18 protein-coding genes are annotated in these 19,227 nt (G+C 36.9%); 10 read left to right on the top strand and 8 right to left on the bottom strand.

Annotated elements, in window-relative coordinates:
- Positions 1 to 54 precede the first annotated feature (54 nt).
- Both EYB29_RS05455 and EYB29_RS05450 read left to right on the top strand, forming a co-directional pair.
- Complete coding sequence (locus EYB29_RS05455; protein WP_035856279.1) at positions 55 to 255, top strand: cold-shock protein; 201 nt, start codon at positions 55 to 57, stop codon at positions 253 to 255.
- 129 nt (positions 256 to 384) lie between these two features.
- Complete coding sequence (locus tag EYB29_RS05450; protein ID WP_166626792.1) at positions 385 to 3,201, top strand: AAA family ATPase; 2,817 nt, start codon at positions 385 to 387, stop codon at positions 3,199 to 3,201.
- 14 nt (positions 3,202 to 3,215) lie between these two features.
- On the opposite strand, the gene EYB29_RS05445 is transcribed toward EYB29_RS05450, so the two are convergent.
- The 4 genes from EYB29_RS05445 to EYB29_RS05430 all read right to left on the bottom strand — a co-directional run bounded on the left by EYB29_RS05445 (position 3,216) and on the right by EYB29_RS05430 (position 6,115).
- Positions 3,216 to 3,977, bottom strand: coding sequence for an ABC transporter permease (locus tag EYB29_RS05445; RefSeq protein WP_166626791.1), 762 nt, complete (start codon positions 3,975 to 3,977; stop codon positions 3,216 to 3,218).
- Positions 3,974 to 4,678 carry an ABC transporter ATP-binding protein gene (locus tag EYB29_RS05440; protein ID WP_166626790.1) on the bottom strand — a complete coding sequence of 235 codons (705 nt, stop codon included), beginning with the start codon at positions 4,676 to 4,678 and terminating at the stop codon, positions 3,974 to 3,976. The genes EYB29_RS05445 and EYB29_RS05440 overlap by 4 nt, the downstream gene beginning before the upstream one ends.
- Before the next feature lie 142 nt (positions 4,679 to 4,820).
- The gene (gene rpsD, locus EYB29_RS05435) at positions 4,821 to 5,423 is read right to left on the bottom strand and encodes a 30S ribosomal protein S4 (protein ID WP_026866837.1); all 603 of its coding nucleotides are present in this window, start codon (positions 5,421 to 5,423) and stop codon (positions 4,821 to 4,823) included.
- 221 nt (positions 5,424 to 5,644) lie between these two features.
- Positions 5,645 to 6,115 (bottom strand): GAF domain-containing protein, encoded by a 471-nt coding sequence (locus EYB29_RS05430; protein ID WP_026866838.1) that lies wholly within the window; start codon positions 6,113 to 6,115, stop codon positions 5,645 to 5,647.
- A gap of 113 nt (positions 6,116 to 6,228) precedes the next feature.
- On the opposite strand from EYB29_RS05430, the gene EYB29_RS05425 reads away from it, so the two are divergent.
- From EYB29_RS05425 to thiI, 3 genes are read left to right on the top strand one after another with little or no spacing between them, the layout of a single operon-like run.
- The gene (locus EYB29_RS05425; protein ID WP_026866839.1) at positions 6,229 to 7,920 is read left to right on the top strand and encodes a septation ring formation regulator EzrA; all 1,692 of its coding nucleotides are present in this window, start codon (positions 6,229 to 6,231) and stop codon (positions 7,918 to 7,920) included.
- A 57-nt stretch (positions 7,921 to 7,977) separates the two neighbouring features.
- Positions 7,978 to 9,105: a cysteine desulfurase family protein gene (locus EYB29_RS05420; protein WP_166626789.1), complete on the top strand. Its 1,128-nt coding sequence runs from the start codon at positions 7,978 to 7,980 to the stop codon at positions 9,103 to 9,105.
- Complete coding sequence (gene thiI, locus EYB29_RS05415) at positions 9,102 to 10,304, top strand: tRNA uracil 4-sulfurtransferase ThiI (protein ID WP_166626788.1); 1,203 nt, start codon at positions 9,102 to 9,104, stop codon at positions 10,302 to 10,304. Before EYB29_RS05420 ends, thiI begins: the two co-directional genes overlap by 4 nt.
- Before the next feature lie 53 nt (positions 10,305 to 10,357).
- On the opposite strand, the gene EYB29_RS05410 is transcribed toward thiI, so the two are convergent.
- A complete protein-coding gene (locus tag EYB29_RS05410; protein ID WP_166626787.1) occupies positions 10,358 to 11,155 on the bottom strand; it encodes an NAD kinase in 798 nt (265 codons plus the stop codon).
- Positions 11,156 to 11,349: 194 nt separating this feature from the next.
- Here EYB29_RS05410 and sppA point away from each other — a divergent pair, with 194 nt between their 5' ends.
- From sppA to EYB29_RS05390, 4 genes are all read left to right on the top strand, one after another.
- Positions 11,350 to 12,348 (top strand): signal peptide peptidase SppA, encoded by a 999-nt coding sequence (gene sppA / locus EYB29_RS05405; protein WP_166626786.1) that lies wholly within the window; start codon positions 11,350 to 11,352, stop codon positions 12,346 to 12,348.
- Between the two features lie 11 nt (positions 12,349 to 12,359).
- The gene (locus EYB29_RS05400; RefSeq protein ID WP_051220507.1) at positions 12,360 to 12,941 is read left to right on the top strand and encodes an RDD family protein; all 582 of its coding nucleotides are present in this window, start codon (positions 12,360 to 12,362) and stop codon (positions 12,939 to 12,941) included.
- A gap of 100 nt (positions 12,942 to 13,041) precedes the next feature.
- Complete coding sequence (locus tag EYB29_RS05395) at positions 13,042 to 13,938, top strand: class I SAM-dependent methyltransferase (protein ID WP_166626785.1); 897 nt, start codon at positions 13,042 to 13,044, stop codon at positions 13,936 to 13,938.
- 9 nt (positions 13,939 to 13,947) lie between these two features.
- Positions 13,948 to 15,135, top strand: a complete 1,188-nt coding sequence (locus EYB29_RS05390) for an acetate kinase (protein ID WP_166626784.1) — start codon at positions 13,948 to 13,950, stop codon at positions 15,133 to 15,135.
- Between the two features lie 43 nt (positions 15,136 to 15,178).
- Here the strand turns inward: EYB29_RS05390 and EYB29_RS05385 are convergent, their stop codons facing one another.
- On the bottom strand, positions 15,179 to 16,234 hold the full coding sequence (locus tag EYB29_RS05385; RefSeq protein ID WP_166626783.1) for an LLM class flavin-dependent oxidoreductase: 1,056 nt from the start codon (positions 16,232 to 16,234) through the stop codon (positions 15,179 to 15,181).
- A 109-nt stretch (positions 16,235 to 16,343) separates the two neighbouring features.
- On the bottom strand, positions 16,344 to 16,841 hold the full coding sequence (locus EYB29_RS05380) for a universal stress protein (RefSeq protein WP_166626782.1): 498 nt from the start codon (positions 16,839 to 16,841) through the stop codon (positions 16,344 to 16,346).
- Between the two features lie 143 nt (positions 16,842 to 16,984).
- Between EYB29_RS05380 and ald the strand changes: the two genes are divergently transcribed.
- Positions 16,985 to 18,100 (top strand): alanine dehydrogenase, encoded by a 1,116-nt coding sequence (gene ald / locus EYB29_RS05375; protein ID WP_235678880.1) that lies wholly within the window; start codon positions 16,985 to 16,987, stop codon positions 18,098 to 18,100.
- 481 nt (positions 18,101 to 18,581) lie between these two features.
- Here the strand turns inward: ald and EYB29_RS05370 are convergent, their stop codons facing one another.
- Positions 18,582 to 19,157: a hypothetical protein gene (locus EYB29_RS05370; protein WP_026866850.1), complete on the bottom strand. Its 576-nt coding sequence runs from the start codon at positions 19,155 to 19,157 to the stop codon at positions 18,582 to 18,584.
- Between the last annotated feature and the right edge of the window lie 70 nt (positions 19,158 to 19,227).

Raw genomic sequence — 19,227 nt, 5'->3', positions numbered from 1 at the left:
AAATGTTCAAAACTGCAAAAATAACACGTGCATAAGCACAAGGAGGTTTTTTCAATGAATGAAGGAACTGTAAAATGGTTTAACGCTGAAAAAGGTTTTGGTTTCATCGAACAAGAAGCTGGAGACGACGTATTCGTACACTTCTCTGCTATCCAAGCTGATGGTTACAAAACTTTAGAAGAAGGTCAAAAAGTTACTTTTGAAATCGAAGAAGGTCAACGTGGACCACAAGCTGTCAACGTTACTGGAGCTTAATTATAAATAGTACATTTTGAGAGACACCGAAAGGTGTCTCTTTTTTTTATGTTTTAGTCATTACTTTAGATTATTCTGAACTTTAGTATAATTAATGATACCTATTTTGTTTTAATGGAGGTACTAGGGATGGGAAAAGATATATTAGTCGGCAATGGTAGAAGAGAAATTCTTTTTCAAGATGTATTTAAAACAATAAAAAACAATGACAGAATCATCATGTCTCAGGTTGAGCCATGTCATACATTGATTGACGGTATGAATGTACCGAAAGATTGTTATACAGCAATAGAAGGACGTGAAAATGAAAGTGTCGTGATCAGTGCAGGTTTTACTGTGCAAGGGGAATTACATTTAAAAAATTTAACGATTGATTTTGGTCTTACTGATGAACGATCTGGAGAGAGAATCTATGTTGATAGTGGTAAGCTTACCTTAGAAAATGTCAAGATTATTGGAAGTAAAAGAATGGCGAGTCCAGTTTTTATCAATGGTGGTGGCGAGCTAAAAATGAAGCGTTCTGTAGTGGTTAACATCGTTGAAAGAAGTTACGCTTTAGAACTCCGTGAGGATTGTAATGGTGATATTTATAAGTCAGAACTAAATGGGATTGTGGTTAATAGCTCATCACTCTTAATTGATGATTGTAAAATTACTGGCGGCGTATATGTTAAGGAAAGTTCGAGATTTATAGCAAATAAATCAACTTTAAATTTCTATGATTCGGTCGATCCTAGAAATATATATATCACTGACAGTCAAACTGATTTAAATTTATGTACGGTAATCGGTGATATCAATGATAATCCGATTAGGGGATTTAATGCCAACCTTACTTTAACAAAGTCAGATGTTACAGATGTTAGGGCTAAGGGTTTTGGTGTTGAACTAAATGATAGTAAAGCAACCTTCGATGGCAATAAGGTTCGAGGCGTGTTTCTTAAAAATTCACAGCTCACTGAGAAGAGTTGGATGACTGTCTATGGATTTTTTGAACTCTATGCTAAGAGTCACTTTAAGGTGGAGAATTTAGCTGTGATGATTGTACCCCCTGTATATTCCATGCAGATTCATGAAAACTCAACGGTTGAAATTAAGAATTTGTCATCTCCCTATAACCCGATAATGAGAGTCGTTGACTCAGAGTTGACCATCGATAATATTCAGAGTGATTATTATCCAATCGCTGTCGATGTGTCTGGTAGTTATAAAGTAAACACTGAGGATAAAAAGACGAAGATTCAAGAATTAATGACAGATGTCGACAATAACAAAGTTGAAAATCAACAAAGTAACGAGCAACCGACTGTCAAGAAGGGGAAAGCATTAGAACAGCTTAATAATTTAATCGGTCTTGGCGAAGTAAAAGATGCTGTTAAGAAATTTATAAACTTGGCTAAAATTAACAAGGCAAAAGAGGAGAAAGGATTACCCGTTCGTCAGTCGTCTCTTCATTCTGTCTACCTTGGAAACCCAGGAACAGGTAAAACAACAGTCGCAAGATTAGTCGGTCAAGTGTTATATGAAGAAGGTGCTTTATCGAACAATAAATTCGTTGAAGTATCTAGACAAGATCTAGTATCCGGTTATCTTGGAAAAACTACAGAAATTACTTTAGAAAAATTAAAAAGTGCCCACGGTGGAGTATTTTTCCTAGATGAAGCATACACCTTAAACAGTGAAGGCGGAACGACGAATTATGGTCAGGAAGCACTCGATACTATACTTAAATATATGGAAGATAATCGGGATGACATTATGATCATTTTTGCAGGCTATACAAAAGAGATGTATGACTTCTTTAATATGAACCCAGGTTTGAAATCTAGAATTCCACATTATTTTAAATTTGAAGATTATAGCACTGAAGAACTCGGGAAAATTGGAATTAAAGAGTTAGAAAATGAACATTATGAATTTGATCATCAAAAATATGCAAAAGAATTAAAGAAAGCTTACAGTCGCTCGACTGATGGTAGTAATGCTAGATTTGTTCGGAATTTTAATGAAAAACTTATACTAGAACAATCGAATCGGGTGGCTGAATCCGGAACCATTGAGTCAGATGACTTCTTAAAAATTACAGATGAAGATTGGACAAATCTTTTAGGTAATGAAAGTGAAGCGGTCAATAGTTTAAAAGCCTTACATGATGAGCTCAATAGCATGACCGGATTAGATAATGTGAAAACTTTTATTAACCAATTGATTAAAGAAGCTCAGGCAAATAAAATGTTTGAAGAAAGAGGGATAGATGTCGGTAAGTCTTCCTATCACATGAGCTTTACCGGTCCCCCTGGAACTGGAAAAACGACCATTGCAAGATTGATTGCAAAATTCTTTAAAGCCCTAGACATTTTACCTGACGATAAAGTAATTGAAGTCGATCGTAGTGATCTTGTTGGATCATATATTGGTCATACAGAGAAAAACACAAGTAATGCAATTGATAGAGCAATGGGTGGGGTACTGTTTATTGATGAAGCCTACCAACTGTCCATAGAAAATAGCGATAATGACTTTGGTAAACAAGCAATTGAAACACTCATCACAGCTATGGAAAATAATCGAGAGAAATTTATTGTCATCTTTGCAGGTTACACCGCTGATATGGAACGGTTTATGTCATCAAATGAAGGTTTAAGATCAAGAGTCCCGTATACTTTAGAGTTCCCACAATTTAGTGCTGAGGAAGTTGCAGAAATTGTCGTTAATAATTTAAAGAATCAGTGGCGATTCAATGAAGATTTCTTAAGAATGGCAGTCATCAATAAATATGAGAGTTTAGAAGATCAAGAAAAGACGAGTGGACGTTACGCCCGTAACTTTACTCAAAAGCTTCTAATGATGCACAAAAATTATATAGTTAACGAGAATGTAGAACCAGATAATTTTGACTTTATTATAGATTCAACAATTTTATCAATTGTCAAAGAAGAAAGCTAATCTAATTATTTGGATTAGCTTTCTTCCTTTATACCGATAAATTGCAGCTTATTGTTAAATAACCTAGGATAAGATAGATATCCGACGATAATTGAGGCAATCGTTGCTGTCATCAGTATTAAAAAGAGTATTAAAAGTTGGTATAAGACTGCTTCTAAGGGGTCTGCACCACCTATAATGAGCCCACTCATCATTCCAGGGAGTTGTACTAGACCCATGGTTTTTTGCGATTCTATGGTCGGAATCATGCTTGTTCTGATTGCAGATTTTAAACTACCTGATACGGCACTTTTTTTGTCACCACCTAAGGATAATATTAGTTCTATAATTTCATCACTTCTTTTAACTTCTTCTTTGAATTCGCTGACAAATAGTAGAGAGAGCACCATACTGTTTCCAATAACCATCCCTGATATTGGGATGACTTCTTGAGCAGTGAAATCTATAATACCCAAGCTAAGCATAAGACTCATTGAAAGTAATTCTACCGTAATCATAGCAAGAAGAATCGTCCATGCAATACCAGGAATGCCACTGCCTTTTTTAATAACATTTTGTGTTGCGGCTAGAATCATGACAATAATCATCAATATGATGAAAATTGGGTTTTCTGCATCAAAAACAAAGGTTAGTATATAACCAATTATTAAAAGTTGGATAGTTGAACGTATAGTCGCAATGATGATGTCATTTTCTAAACCAAGTTTTAAATATAAAGTAAGTACTAGAGGGATAAGTACAAATACTAACGATAATAGTAGTTGTGTAAAAGTCATTCATACTCACCCCTCACAAAGGATTGAATATAAGTGTTATCTGATTGGTTGATAAGGCTAGCTTCACCAAATTCAAGTAAATGACCGTCTTTGAGAAACCACATATCATCACTTACACGCCGAGCTTGTTCTAAATCATGGGTAATCCAAATGGCAGTGAGTCCCACATTTTTTTGAAGTTGACAAATTAAGCGTTCAATCTCTCTCACCATACGATATTCCACGCTACTGGTTATCTCGTCAAGTAGTAAAACTTTAGGTTCATTAACTAAAGTTCTAGCGATAGAAAGCCTGCTTCTCTCACCACCAGAAAGTACTTTCACTTTTTGATTTAAATCGATATGACTAAGATCCATGCATGCTAATAGGTCTTTAGCAATGGCCGTGTCGAGCTTCTCATTAAAAATAGATTTAGGAAGATTTAAATTATCATAAACTGTTCCTTCGATCATTGGGGAGCTTTGAAAAGCCATGCCAATTTCCTTTCTTAGTTCTTTTTTATTTATCTCTTCAATATCTTGTCCTTTAAAATATATATTTCCTTGACTGGGGGACAAGAGGCTGTTGATATGCTTTAAGCATGTTGTTTTACCAGCACCACTTGGACCTACAAGGGTAGTAATCTTATTTTCTTTAAAAGATCCGGTAATATTATGCAGAATATCTTTGTGACTAACATTTTTAAATTCAATTAAAGACATGTTCCACCTCAAATTCGTTATTTACCTATATATCATATCAGTTATCTTTCATAAATAATTAAAAAATAATATTGAAAAAGAAAAAAGCCTGAGAACGGTAATAATACCAGTGTTCTCAGGCTTTCTAGTGTTTCGAAAGTGCTTATCTTGAGTAGTACTCAACGATAAGTTGTTCGTTGATTTCAGCGTTAAGTTCGCTGCGCTCTGGAAGTCTGTCAAAAGTAACTTCAAGGCTATCTTCATTGAAAGTAAGGTAGTCAGGCGTGAAGTTGCTTAATTCAACAGCTTCAGCAATGATATCTAGTTTACGTGATTTTTCACGAACACCGATAACTTGACCTGGCTTAACGATGAATGAAGGGATGTCAACGCGTTGTCCATCAACAGTGATGTGACCGTGGTTAACTAACTGACGTGCTTGACGTTGTGTACGAGCAAGACCTGCTGCACGAACGATTGCGTCTAAACGAGTCGCAAGTAAGATCATGAAGTTCTCACCGTGTACACCTTGCATTTTACCAGCACGGTTAAATAACGTACGGAATTGACGTTCGTTGATTCCGTAAAGGTAACGAAGTTTTTGTTTCTCTTGTAATTGCATACCGTACTCAGAAAGTTTAACTCTTTGAGTCGGACCATGTTGTCCTGGTGCGTAAGGACGACGTTCTAATTCTTTACCAGTGCCTGTCAAAGAAATTCCAAGACGGCGTGATTTTTTCCAGATTGAACCTGTAAAACGAGCCATATTTAGCTCCTCCTTATGTTTTTTAATTTATGCAAAAAACATAATAAGGGAATAATCTCCTAATAGGGTATACATTCTAAAGTGCCTTCGCCTCATAGCATTGGTTACACAGCACATACCTGCCGCGGGGGAATGCATACTATCTAATAGTGATCATCCGCTACTTATCTGTTCATTTACACAATAAATAATAATACATGACTTAAGGTATAAAGTCAATATTAAATATATTTAATCAGCGTATCTACAAAAGCTTTTAAGCCGAGTCGATCTTCTTCTGTAAAGCGTTCTAAGATTGGTGCGTCTATGTCTAAGACACCAATACCGACACCGTCTTTATACATTGGAACAACAATTTCAGATTTACTGTTGGCATCACATGCAATATGACCAGGGAATTCACTGACATCATCGACGATGAAAATATCATTTCCTCTAAAAGCAGTACCGCATACACCTTTTCCATTTTCTATACGTACACATGCTGGTAAGCCTTGGAACGGTCCTAAGATTAATTCATTAGATTTTTCTTCATATAAATAGAAACCAACCCAGTTGATATCTTTTAGGAATGTGTTAAGTAGTGCTGAAGCATTTGATAAGTTAGCAATACGATCTGTTTCATCTGAAACTAAACCTTCTAGCATTTTGTTAAGTGTCTCATAGTCTTTTATTTCAACTTCAGTAAACATGACAACCTCCGCACTGTATTTATATAATGTGATTTTAAAGAATTATACATTTATCTGTTTTAGAACGCAATGATTTGGGCTATAATTAAGTTTATGTATAGGAGGTAAAGTGTATGTGGGTGTATATATTAATTGCGATTATTATATTAGTAATCGTTACAGCAGCTGTGCTTTTATATCTGAGGTCTGTTAAAACACAGATGGTAAATGAGCAGTACAGCAAATTAGAGGAAACAAAAAATCTTCCATTTAAATTGGATATAGACAAATTAAAAAGCTACAATCTGCACGGGGAAGCCAAGGAATTATATGATGGCTGGCAGAATGAGTGGAATGAGACTGTTAATACTCACAGTACACATGCAAGCGAGTCTTTAGAGCAGTCTAAGTTAAACATAGAGAAGTTTAAGTTTAATAAGAGTACTGAGAATAATGAAGCAGCCGGAGAAGATATTGAGCTGATTCAGGCCAAGTATGATGAACTGACTAGTGATATCGCAAGTTTCATGGAGTCTGTAGATAAGGGTAAAGAACAGTACATCGATAGTGAACGTCTATATCGTGAAGCAAAACGTGATGTGCTTGCCAATGGGCACAAGTTTGGTGAAGCCAAACAACCACTTGAAGAAGTGATTAAATCTTATGAGAATGAGACAGCTAAGTACGAAAAAATGGTCAATGATGGGAACTATATTCGTGCGAATGAGTTTATCTTTAACACCCATACAGAACTCTCGAACTTAAAAGAAAACATGGATGAGATTCCACTGTTAATTAAGGAAGTTAAAAAGGAACTGCCACAACAGTTCCAAGAACTTAGATATGGTTGTCGCGATTTAAGAGGCCAAGGTTATGACCTAGACCATATCAAAGTTGAAAATCGTCTGTCTACAATGAAGAGTAACTTAAATCGGGTAGAACCACTCGTTGCTAAGCTTGAACTTGAAGAAGCAGATACGATACTTGAAGGAATTCATGATGAATTAGACGATATGTATGCACTTGTTGAGCATGAAGTAACTGCAAAAAACAAGTTTGATCAAGAGCAAGATGTCATCAAAGATGAACTGCTTAAATCTAAGTCCTTAAACTATACGCTACGAACTGAAATTGAGTATATTAAAGAGCAGTATCATATTGATGAGTCGGATGTTCAAAAAGTCTATAATTATGAAAATGAAATTGAAAATCTTACAGGTATCTTCAGTGAGATGATTAGCGAAACTGAAAAGAATACGACACGTTACAGTGCTGTTATTGAAAATATTGACTACCTTAAAAATAATGCACACACGATTTTTGAAGAGCAAAACGCCATTCAAGAACACTTAGTTAACTTACGTGAAGACGAAGCAGAAGCAGAAGAAAATCTTCAGTATGTGAATGATCGTAAAGAAAAAGTGTACCGTGATTTGATGTCTTCAAACTTAGTCAATTTACCTGAACAATTTGTTGTTATGAAGCATGAAATTGAAATGAACATTAATGACATTGAAAAAGTGTTCGAACGTCGACCTTTAAACGTCGAGTATGTCAAAGAGAAAGTCAATGACACAGTGAAGATGACAAACAAGTTTGAAGTTGAGGCAAATGCAGTTATGAGGGATTCTCAATTAACAGAATTAATGGTACAATACGGAAATAGATTCCGTAGCCAAGATCAGGCCTTAAGTCAACAACTAGATGAAGCGGAAAGATTATTTAAAGAGAATCGTTACAAGCGTGCTTTTGATGTTGCTAAAGATGCAATAGAAAGTAAAGAGCCTGGTAGCGCTGCTAAAATTGAAAAACAATTTGATAAGTAAACATCATGACTTAGGATATGTCATTATCCTAAGTCATTTTAATGTGAGAGGTGACACATGATATATTTTGACAATGCAGCAACAACACAACCGTTCAAAGAAGCATTAGAAACATTTAACACGACGAGTGAAAAATATTTCTATAATACAGCAAGTATTCATCAGGCAGGTAAAAATGCAGCTAAACTATTAGAAACCGCACGTAAGCAAATACTTGATTTAATGTATTTACCAGACTATGATTTAGTATTTACAAGTTCGGCAACTGAATCGAATAATATTGCCATACTTAGTACCTTGAGACACAAAAAGCAATTTGGTAAAACGATTTTAACGAGTGAATTAGAACACCCAAGTATTGTTAACGTTTTGGCTGAGATGAAAGATGAAGGCTTTATCGTAAAATATATAAAGACGACATCTGTTGGTAAGATAGATTTAGAAGACTTTAAAGAAAAGTTAGATTCCGACGTCATTTTCGTAACAACGATGTCTCTAAACAATATCATTGGTAGTGTTCAGCCGATTGAACAAATGGTTAAAATATTAGAAGATTATCCAAAAGCACATTTTCATGTCGATGCGACCCAAGGAATTGGTAAGACAGATATTGATTATAAGGGCGTTGATACAATTAGTATCTCTGCTCATAAGTTCAATGGTGTTAAAGGGACAGGTGGACTTTTTGTTAAGACCTTGGATAATCTTCACCCCGTATTTTACGGTGGGGGACACGAATATAATGTAAGAAGCGGTACGGTAAATTTACCGGGTATAACCGCGATGGCTAAAGCGCTACGTTTAACACTAAATAATGCAAGAAGTGTACACAAGCGACTCAATGACTTTAATGAACAGATTAGAGATGCCGTAAAAGATTTAAAATCTATAAAAGTCCAACCGAAAGATGCACCATATATCGTGAATATGTCCTTTGTCGGTGCTAAAGGAGAAGTAGTGGTTAATGCCTTGTCTAAAAGGGGCATATTAGTCTCAACAACAAGTGCATGCGCCTCAAGATTAGCCGAGTTAAATGAAACTTTACTTGCTTTAAAGAATCCAGGTGACGTCATAGAAGGAAGTATAAGAATCTCCATGGGACACTATACGACACAAGACGATGTAGACGCATTGGTTACAGCGTTAAAATCAGTCTATGAAGAATTAGGAGATGTACTAAAATGAAATTTGATCATATATTAATTCGCTATGGTGAGTTAACCCTTAAGACAAAAAATAGAATGATGTTTGTCTATGCACTAAGAGATAGAATGAGAAAAGCCTTAAAAGGTTTTGATGTTGACGTAAAGGCAAATAGAGACCGTGCCTATATTGAAATTAACGAGGAAGACCCACATCAAGTCATTGATAAGCTAATGAATATCAGTGGAATTCTTAGCATGTCACCTGTAGTTAAGATTGAAAAATCAGACGAAGCGATGAAAGAAACAGTCATGAAATTTGCTGAGAATATTAAAGCGGGTGAGACTTTTAAAATCGAAGTCAAACGTGCGGACAAAAATTATCATCTCGATACTTTTGGTGTACAACAATTACTCGGCGGTCATGTCATGTCGCATACAGAGCATATGACTGTTGATGTGAAGAATCCAGATTATAAGATCATGGTAGAAGTCAGACAAGATGCGATTTATATGTATTATGAGTCTATCAAAGGTCTCGGTGGTTTACCACTTGGTACAGGAGGTAAAGCATTACTCATGCTCTCCGGTGGAATTGATTCACCCGTTGCAGGTATTGATGTTATGAAGCGTGGTGTAGAAATTGAGGCTATTCACTTCCATTCTCCACCGTACACGAGTCCTCAGGCGACTGATAAGGTAAAAAAACTTGTGGACATTATGAGTGACCGTACAGGTTTTGATATAAAGTTGCATATCGTACCATTCACGGAACTTCAAACAACAATATACGATAAGGTTCCGGATAACCTATCCATGACATCTACTCGACGTATCATGCTGAGAATCGCAGAACAACTAGCTAAAAATGTTGGGGGAGAAGCGATTGTTAACGGAGAAAACTTAGGTCAAGTTGCATCACAGACCTTAACAAGTATGTATACTATAAATGAAGTGACAAGTATGCCAGTCTTAAGACCCTTACTCACTTTAGAGAAAAATGACATCGTGAAGATGGCGAAAAAAATGAGGACATATGAAACATCCATTCTACCATTTGAAGATTGCTGTACAATCTTTAAGCCGAAGGCACCAAAAACGAAACCGAATCTCGAATCAGTTAAGAAATTTGAGAATGGGGTCGACTTTGATTCAATGATCGAAAAAGCTATAGAAAATATTGAAATTTATACACCGAACCACAAAGTAGAAGCTGAAGAAGACTTTAGTGATTTACTGTAAGAGGTAAGATGATAATAAGAAAACCAGGTCAAATTGACCTGGTTTTCTTAATTCTATAAAAAGTTTCTCTGAGTTTTGTGCCAAAATGTATTGTTCGTAAGTTTAATTGTGTTGATAGAGTGGTCACTCAATTTTACACTAATTTTTTCAGTGTTTTGTACTGACAGTGCTTCATTATCCATACTCATTATTGGATAATACTCGATTGAATTGTCTATGACCAAAGTAATTGGTCGTTCTTTCGATAAAAGGAAGCTCGTTCCGAGTGTTCTGTGGTTATTGTTGTTCACACTACCAAGTTCAGTCACCTGCATCGCTTTAACTAGTGGATCAATAACTGCACCGCCAAGGGATTTGTTGTAGCCTGTCGATCCTGTAGGTGTGGAGATAACTAGGCCATCCCCGTTGAAATGTTCAAACAAGAAGTCATCAATATAAATATCCATCATGATGGTTCTTACTAGGTTTGATCGAATAGTAAACTCATTTAAACAATAGTTCGGCTGATTGTCATTAACCTTCACTTCAATAATAGGGTATTGACGTGTTTCAAAATTCATTGTCTCAAAGACTTCACGTATTTCAGCTAAGTTGTGGTAGTTAAAATCGACGTACATATGGTTTCGGTCTTCGACTCCAATGCCGATATATAAGCAATCATCTCTAAAATCGCTCTTATGAATTGCTTGTAAAAAAGCACCGTCTGCACCAATTGATGCAATAATGTCAGCAGTGTCAGATGAATCGGCAATCTTATAACCAATATCTTCAAATAGTTGTTGTAAGTCAGTTAGTATCTTCTTTGAATTTTTATAGGTCGGTTCAAATAAATAGATGCTTTTTTTTGTCATAGGATTACTCCATTTCACTCTTTGTCTGATTATTATTAAATCTAGACTACCATAGAAAAATTAAAAGTTCTATTAGTCATCAATCTATAAACTTCATAACCTTAAATGTACCTTAAAAGATATTAGGTTTCATTGTGACGCTATTAGGGGTAATGTTATGATATCTTTGACTTAAATATAGAAAGGGTGTTTTCATGAAAAGAATTATTGCATTGGTTTCAGCAATTGCAATTGTCATTTTAGGACTTGGTGTGTCCTTTATGTCTTCTTTATGGGCAAGTGATTGGGAAGATATGTTTAATGACCTTGCATCAAATGAAGCAAGCAAATCTTCTATTCTTGAAGAAGGGGATGCAGGAAATAAAATCGCTGTATTGAACTTTGAAGGAACCATTCAGGATACTGGAGCAACTGTTGGCATGTTTGGATCGGAAGGTTATAACCATGAGTTGACGATTCAGGCGTTGAAAGATATTGCTGAAGATGACACATATAGCGGGGTACTTCTTAATGTAAACTCACCTGGTGGTGGTGTCTATGAAAGTGCTGAAATACATAAGTACTTAATGGCAGTTAAAGAAAGCGGTAAAACAATATACAGTTCGATGGGTAACATGGCCGCTTCTGGTGGCTATTATGTTTCTGCACCAGCAGATCAGATCTTTGCAACAGATCAAACGATTACTGGTTCAATTGGTGTAATCATGCAGAGCATCAACTACGGTCAGTTAGCTGAAGAACACGGGATTTCATTTGACACTTATAAGAGTGGAGAAATGAAAGATATGATGTCACCGTCTAGAGAAGCGACCGAAGAAGAACAAGAATATATTCAAAGTATTGTAGATACAATGTTCCAAGACTTCGTTGACGTCGTAGCTGAAGGTAGAGGTATGACTGAAGAGGAAGTACGTGCAATCGCTGATGGTCGTATTTACCTTGGTGAGGAAGCAATTGAAAATGGACTTGTTGACCAAAATGGTCACTTCGATGATGCACTAGCTGCCTTAAAAGAAGAGCTCGGTGGGAATCCACAAGTGGTTGAGTTTGATGGAGGTTACAATTCTTCATTCCCATTTGGTGTACAGATTAAGAGTGCCATAAGTGACTTGTTCGGTGGTGGCGAGGTTAGAATGGTTCAAGAACTAATCGACAACCGACAAGGTGTTCAACCGATGTACTTATATGAATAGGAGGGAAACGTATGACTGAACAAGTAAGTATCGAACATGATGATACAAATTACATTACAGCGTTAAATAACATGACTCATGCAGGTTTCTTCCCGAGATTCATATCATACATCATTGATATTGTTGTACTTTGGGGAGTCGCTCAGTTAACCATTGTACCACTTCTATCAATATTTGATTTAAGAAATGTTTTCTTTGGTATAGAAGCATTATCCTTAGAGAACATAGGTACAACGTTGTTATATTTTATCTATTTCACATTGATGACATTTTTCTTTAAACAAACAGTTGGTAAGATGATTCTAGGTATAAGCGTCAATTCATCTACAGGTGAAAAGTTAACATTCGCACAAACGTTTTACAGAGAAACAGTGGGACGAATTATTTCAAACTTCTTATTATACTTGCCATATCTTGCAGTCTTTTTTACCAATGCAAAGATTGGTTTACACGACTTTATAGCTGACACTTACGTTGTGAATGATAAGTACAGTAAATATTCACGTCGAATTAAAGACGAAATGTCAGCAGATACTAAATCGAATTTAAGTGAAACTTCATCGATTGATCACACAGTTGAACGAAACTTTTAAAGTGAACTGATTGATGCGAAGTCAGTCATGTAATATAATCAAGACACTAGGACTATCCGGTATATGGATAGTCCATATTTTGTGTAAAGAGGGATTTAAAATGGCTAAAACAGCAATGGAAGAAATGTATGAGAATTTAATCAATAGAGTAGAAGAAATCGTAAAAGAAAAAGAAAGTCCTAGATTAGAAGCGCTAGCAGAGGCCTTATTGCAAGTTGAAAGTAAGGGAACTTTTTCGGATAAAAGAAAAGCCTTCCAGTTTGCATATCTTTACCAAGTAAAAGAAGAGCCAGTACAGAGTAACCACCAATTAACACCTGATGCGATTGGGTACTTAGTTGCTCATATTGTAGACTTGTTCACAGATGATAATAAGAAAAATTTAGTCGATATCGGCAGTGGTACAGGCCATCTTGCAATGACGATTAAGGAAATGGTAACTGATTTAAACTTATCAGGGATTGAAGTTGATCCTGCCTTAGCAGAAATTAATGCAAATCTATGTGAGTTTTTAGAAACACCGATGTACATTCATCCACAAAATGTGATTGAGCCGAGTCGTATTCCGATGAGTAATATTGCGGTAGGGGATTTACCAGTCGGTTATTATCCACTACCAGCAGAAAAATATAAAACTGCATTTGATGCAGGTCAAAGTTACGCACATCTTTTAATGTTAGAAGCAGGTATGAATCTTATTGAAACAGATGATATTGGAATTTTTGTTGTCCCTTCGAATATACTAGAAGAAAACAATGAAACGATTAAGCAATATATTTCAGAAGATGCGACCTTACTCATGTTCTTAAACTTACCGTCAACTATATTTAAGACAGAGAAGCAACGTAAGTCACTAATCGTACTTAAAAAAGGATTCTCACCACTTGTAAATAATGAAGTTTTAATTGGAGATGTGCCTGACTTTAAAGATGCGAGTAAGATGCAGGAGTTTGTTAGACAGTTAAATGAATGGCATGAACAATACAGCAGAAAGTAGTTGAAGCTTATGACTAAAATTATTGCAATCAATGCCGGCAGTTCTTCTTTTAAATTTGAACTGTTTGAAATGTCTGAGGAACAAGAAATTGCCAGAGGACTTGTCGAACGAATCGGATTAGATCATGGTGTTTTTACGCTGTCTTATAAAGGTGGACGTGAAGTATTTGAACAAAACTTTAAAAACCATACTGAAGCGGTTAATATCATGTTAGATATTTTAGTTTCTAAAAATATTATCTCATCAATCGACGAACTCGAGGGTACTGGTCATCGTGTGGTACACGGCGGTGAAAAGTTCTCAGAGGCAACTATGATTGACGATAGTGTAGTTAGAGATATTGAAGAATTGTCAGAGTTTGCACCTCTCCATAATCCCGCGAACTTAATGGGGATTAGGGCGATGAGGGAACTTCTACCGGATGTGCCACATATCGCTGTATTCGATACATCCTTTCATCAATCTATGCCTGAGAGTTCATATTTATATAGTTTGCCTTATAAGTACTATAAGGACTATCGAATTAGAAAGTTTGGCTTCCACGGCACGAGCCATCAGTACGTGACAGAAAGAGCAGGAGAAATTTTAAAACGTCCTCTAGAAGAATTAAGGTTAATTAGTTGTCACTTGGGGAATGGTGCGAGTATTGCTGCGGTTAAGGCAGGTAAATCTATCGATACGTCAATGGGGTTCACGCCACTCGCTGGTGTAACTATGGGGACTCGCTCAGGTAACATTGATCCCTCTTTAATTCCTTATATTATGGAAAAAACAGAAAAGAGCGCAGTAGAAGTGTTGAACGTTCTAAATAGAGAATCCGGTCTACTTGGTGTCAGTGGTTTCTCAAGTGACTTAAGAGATATAACTGAAGAGGCTAAAAAAGGTAATGATAGAGCGGAACTTGCCTTAGAAGTATTTAGTTCGAGCATCCACAAATATATGGGATCATATGCTGCACGTATGGGTGGGGTAGATGCCATTATCTTTACTGCAGGTGTCGGTGAAAACTCGAGTTTAATAAGAGAAAAAGTGTTAGATAGCCTTGAGTTTATGGGGGTTTACCTAGACAAAAAAACCAATGACGAAACAAGAGGTGTCGAAGCGACGATCAGTCACTCCTATTCACCTGTAAAAGTTCTTGTTATTCCTACGGCAGAGGAAGTCATGATTGCAAGAGAAGTCATGAGACTGAAGTAAAAAATACACTCATCTAAATAGTTAGATGAGTGTATTTTTATAATTATTTCTGGCGTTCGGCTTTGATCTTCTCTACACCTTCATGTACAAGTGGTGCGACTTTTTCACCAAAGAGTTCGATAGTTTTTAGGACTTTGTCATGTGACATGACACCGACGGGAGTTTGTAATGTAAAGCGTTCAACTCCCATGTGTTCATATAAATCGACAATCTTGCGCGCGACAGTTTCTGGACTACCAACATATAGCGCACCGCTTGGATCAGCCATCGCATCGAAAGCCTCTCTTGTATATGTTCCCCATCCACGTTCACGACCAATCTTAGTCATTGACCCAGATATTGCAGGGAAGAAAAGGTCTCTTGCTTCACCATCAGAGTCCCAAATAAAGCCATGTGAGTTTGTAGCAACCTTTAATTTACTTTCATCATGGCCAGCATCTTTACCCACTTGACGATAAAAATCGGCTGTTCTTTTAAATTGATAAGGACTACCACCAATAATGGCTAAGACAAGTGGCAAACCAAGTACGGCCGCACGCTGGGCAGATTGCGGTGTACCACCACTAGCAATCCATATCGGAATTTCATCTTGTACAGTTTTAGGGAATATTTCAGCATCCTTTAAAGGTGGACGATGTGTACCTTCCCAATTTATCTTACCGCCTTTTTGCAGTTGTAAAAGTAGGTCGAGCTTTTCATCGAAAAGGGTATTATAATCATTTAAATCGTAACCAAATAAAGGGAATGATTCTATAAATGAGCCGCGTCCTGCCATTATTTCTGCACGACCATTAGAGATGCCGTCTAGAGTAGCAAAGCGCTCGTAGACGCGTACTGGATCATCCGAAGATAAGACAGTGACACCACTAGATAGACGGATGTTTTTACTCATCGCTGCTCCAGCTGCTAATACAACGTCAGGAGAGCTGACTGCATAGTCATTTCTGTGGTGTTCACCAATAGAAAAGATATCTAAACCAACTCTGTCTGCTGTCGCAATTTCTTCTACTAATTGTTGTAATCTTTCTGGATGAGTTGTTGTTTTCCCAGTGACAGGATCTAAGCCTGCATCACCAAATGTGTTGATTCCAAGTTCCATAAGAACCTCCTGAAAATATTATTTTGAATTTGAATTAATTTTACTCGATATCCTATAAATAAAAAAGCAATGCAACTCAGAACTGAGTGCATTGCTTCAAATAATTTGATTAGCGGTGTTGTTCTATAAACTCTTCTGTAGCTACTTTTGGTTCAAAGTCTGAAGGAAGTGTTTCTGTACGAACGACTAATACGTCACATTTGGCATTACGTACAATGGCCTCAGAAACTGAACCGATTATGAAACGTTCAACAGCGTTTAGACCTGTAGAACCACAGGCAATTAAATCTGCGCCGATTTTTTCAACTGCTTTTTTAGGGATAACAGATTTTGGTGAACCATAGTCGATGATTTTATCTACAGATTCAACGCCACCTTCTAAAGCAACTTTTTCATAACCGTCGAGTAACTTTTGCGCAAACTCTTGTGCACGAGTTGAAATCGAGCGATCGTATGCTTCGACAGATGCGAAAGATCGTGTATCAATAACATTAATAATAGAAAGCTTTGCGTTGTTACGTTTAGCAGCTTCGACCGCTTTTTGGAATGCCCATTCTGCTTCGTGTGAACCGTCCACTGCAACTAAGATGTTTTTGTACTGTAACATAGTTACCAACTCCATTTCCTATTCTTATTAATCTATACCACATGTATGCGGTACCAAAACTTTATTTTTTAAAGATTATTTTGGGTGCAAATATTAACTTATATGATACAATAAATTTGCTTAAGAAAAAGGGGGAAATTGTAATGATTATTGGATTACCGAAGGAAGTAAAAAACAACGAGAATAGGGTGGGACTAACACCCGGTGGCGTTTACGCTTTTGTACAGGCTGGACACACTGTTCGCGTTGAAACAAATGCGGGAGAAGGTTCATTCTTCCACGATTCAGCATATGTAGAAATGGGTGCTGAAATCGTTGATACACCTGAAGAGGCTTGGGATGTCGATATGGTGGTCAAGGTAAAAGAACCATTAGCAGAAGAATTTGATAGAATCAAAGAAGAGTCTATCCTTTTCACATACTTACACTTAGCGCCTGAAGAAGCGTTAACACAAGTATTAGTCGATAAGAAAGTAACGGCGATTGCTTATGAAACGATTCAATTGCCAGATGGTTCATTACCATTACTCGCGCCGATGAGTGAAGTTGCAGGTCGTATGGCAACTCAAATTGGTGCAGAGCAATTAAGAGCAATCAATGGGGGTAAAGGTATTCTCTTAAGTGGTGTACCTGGTGTAGAAAAAGCGAGAGTTACAATCGTTGGTGGGGGAGCAGCGGGTACAAACGCTGCAAAAATGGCGATTGGTTTAGGCGCTGATGTGACAGTGCTTGATTTAAATCCGAAACGCTTACGTGAACTCGACGATTTATTTGGTTCAAACGTACAGACATTGATGTCTACACCATTAAATATCAAACAAGCAGTAGAAAAAAGTGATTTAGTCATTGGGGCAGTACTTATTCCAGGTGCCAAAGCACCAAAACTTGTTACTGAAGAAATGATTAAAAATATGTCACCAGGATCAGTCATTGTTGATATTGCAATTGACCAAGGTGGTATTTTCGAAACTACAGATCGTATTACAACACACGATGATCCAACATACGTAAAACATAATGTAATACACTATGCCGTGGCAAACATGCCAGGTGCGGTGCCAAGAACTTCAACGAATGCTTTAACTAATGCGACTTTACAGTATGGACTTTTAATTGCGAACAACGGTTACAAAGAAGCTGTAGCTAAAAACCCGGTTATCGCTGGAGGTTTCAATACTTTCCAAGGTCACATTACCTATAAAGCAGTTGCTGAAGCACAAGGTAAAGAATATAAAGATATCTTAGAGTTACTAGGATAATTGCTATAAATTAAGAAAGCGGTGGAGTCGATGGGAGTCCACCGCTTTTTTGAGTTTATCGAGTGAATGGTGGTGGGTTTTGAGTGGGCTTGGTGGGTGGATGGTTGAGTAAGTGATTGCACCGCTTCGAACTGAAAACGAAGCTGACGAATTGCGAGGCCGCCGCTTCGAACTAAAAACGAAGCTGATGAATTGTGCGGGCGCCGCTTCGAATTCAAAACGAAGCTGATGAATTGCGAGAGCGCCGCTTCGAATTAAAAACGAAGCTGATGAATTGTGATTGCTCCGCTTCGAACTAAAAACGAAGCTGATGAATTGTGATTGCACCGCTTCGAATTCAAAACGAAGCTGATGAATTGCGAGGGCTCTGCTTCGAAATCAAAACGAAGCTGACGAATTGCGCGGGCGCCGCTTCGAACTAAAAACGAAGCTGACGCAAAATGAAAAGTCCCCTTAACAAAGCCCCAACATCACTTATTACTTACATCTCATCAATCACACAGACATCAAAGGGAATACTTTTCTTTAAAGCTTCTAGTTGTTCGGCTTTAATTAAAGGAATAATTGAAATTCGTTTTTTTACGTGCATCTTCAGCTTAGCTAGAGGCTGTAAGGCTTTAAAATCACTCAAATCTATTTCTCTTAAATCATATATAATGCCGGAAACATCGTTGTCGATAAAGACCTCGGCTAAGCGGCTATGTAAAAAGTAAGGGACCTTTGTAAATGCGGGTCCAATAATAAAGTGACAGTTACGAATTTCATTTGATAGGGTACTTAACAAAGCTTCGTTCACATCGTGATAATCACGGGTAAAGATCTGATCGACAATAAAGCCATCGACCTCATTTGCTCTGATTGTTTCAATCAATGTATTTTCTAACATAAAAGCATCTGTCTCGTAATTGTTGTTTATAGACATGTAGATTTCAGCTTGTGGTGTTAATGCTTTTTGCATAGAGATTAAAACACTGTTGGGTGCATTAAAATCTGACTGACTAAATAAAACATGGTCGTAAGCTAGTGAAAGGTTATGGCTAAGTGTAATTTGTTTCAACATAATTCTCCTTTACATTTATGATTAGAACTTAATTTTTTAGGGAATGGATAATTATTAAACATTTTCT

The organism is Jeotgalicoccus sp. S0W5, assembly GCF_011634875.1.
In the GTDB taxonomy this organism is placed as follows: domain Bacteria; phylum Bacillota; class Bacilli; order Staphylococcales; family Salinicoccaceae; genus Jeotgalicoccus; species Jeotgalicoccus marinus.
This window is presented reverse-complemented; position numbering and strand designations above follow the sequence as displayed.

What these genes read in the sequence shown, in the direction of transcription:
- EYB29_RS05380 (WP_166626782.1), bottom strand. Translation starts at nt 16,841, where the DNA reads ATGTTACAGTACAAAAACATCTTAGTTGCAGTGGACGGTTCACACGAA.
- rpsD (WP_026866837.1), bottom strand. Translation starts at nt 5,423, where the DNA reads ATGGCTCGTTTTACAGGTTCAATCTGGAAAAAATCACGCCGTCTTGGA.
- EYB29_RS05410 (WP_166626787.1), bottom strand. Translation starts at nt 11,155, where the DNA reads ATGACAAAAAAAAGCATCTATTTATTTGAACCGACCTATAAAAATTCA.
- thiI (WP_166626788.1), top strand. Translation starts at nt 9,102, where the DNA reads ATGAAATTTGATCATATATTAATTCGCTATGGTGAGTTAACCCTTAAG.
- EYB29_RS05455 (WP_035856279.1), top strand. Translation starts at nt 55, where the DNA reads ATGAATGAAGGAACTGTAAAATGGTTTAACGCTGAAAAAGGTTTTGGT.
- sppA (WP_166626786.1), top strand. Translation starts at nt 11,350, where the DNA reads ATGAAAAGAATTATTGCATTGGTTTCAGCAATTGCAATTGTCATTTTA.
- EYB29_RS05440 (WP_166626790.1), bottom strand. Translation starts at nt 4,678, where the DNA reads ATGTCTTTAATTGAATTTAAAAATGTTAGTCACAAAGATATTCTGCAT.
- ald (WP_235678880.1), top strand. Translation starts at nt 16,985, where the DNA reads ATGATTATTGGATTACCGAAGGAAGTAAAAAACAACGAGAATAGGGTG.
- EYB29_RS05390 (WP_166626784.1), top strand. Translation starts at nt 13,948, where the DNA reads ATGACTAAAATTATTGCAATCAATGCCGGCAGTTCTTCTTTTAAATTT.
- EYB29_RS05445 (WP_166626791.1), bottom strand. Translation starts at nt 3,977, where the DNA reads ATGACTTTTACACAACTACTATTATCGTTAGTATTTGTACTTATCCCT.
- EYB29_RS05450 (WP_166626792.1), top strand. Translation starts at nt 385, where the DNA reads ATGGGAAAAGATATATTAGTCGGCAATGGTAGAAGAGAAATTCTTTTT.
- EYB29_RS05430 (WP_026866838.1), bottom strand. Translation starts at nt 6,115, where the DNA reads ATGTTTACTGAAGTTGAAATAAAAGACTATGAGACACTTAACAAAATG.
- EYB29_RS05425 (WP_026866839.1), top strand. Translation starts at nt 6,229, where the DNA reads ATGTGGGTGTATATATTAATTGCGATTATTATATTAGTAATCGTTACA.
- EYB29_RS05385 (WP_166626783.1), bottom strand. Translation starts at nt 16,234, where the DNA reads ATGGAACTTGGAATCAACACATTTGGTGATGCAGGCTTAGATCCTGTC.
- EYB29_RS05395 (WP_166626785.1), top strand. Translation starts at nt 13,042, where the DNA reads ATGGCTAAAACAGCAATGGAAGAAATGTATGAGAATTTAATCAATAGA.
- EYB29_RS05420 (WP_166626789.1), top strand. Translation starts at nt 7,978, where the DNA reads ATGATATATTTTGACAATGCAGCAACAACACAACCGTTCAAAGAAGCA.
- EYB29_RS05400 (WP_051220507.1), top strand. Translation starts at nt 12,360, where the DNA reads ATGACTGAACAAGTAAGTATCGAACATGATGATACAAATTACATTACA.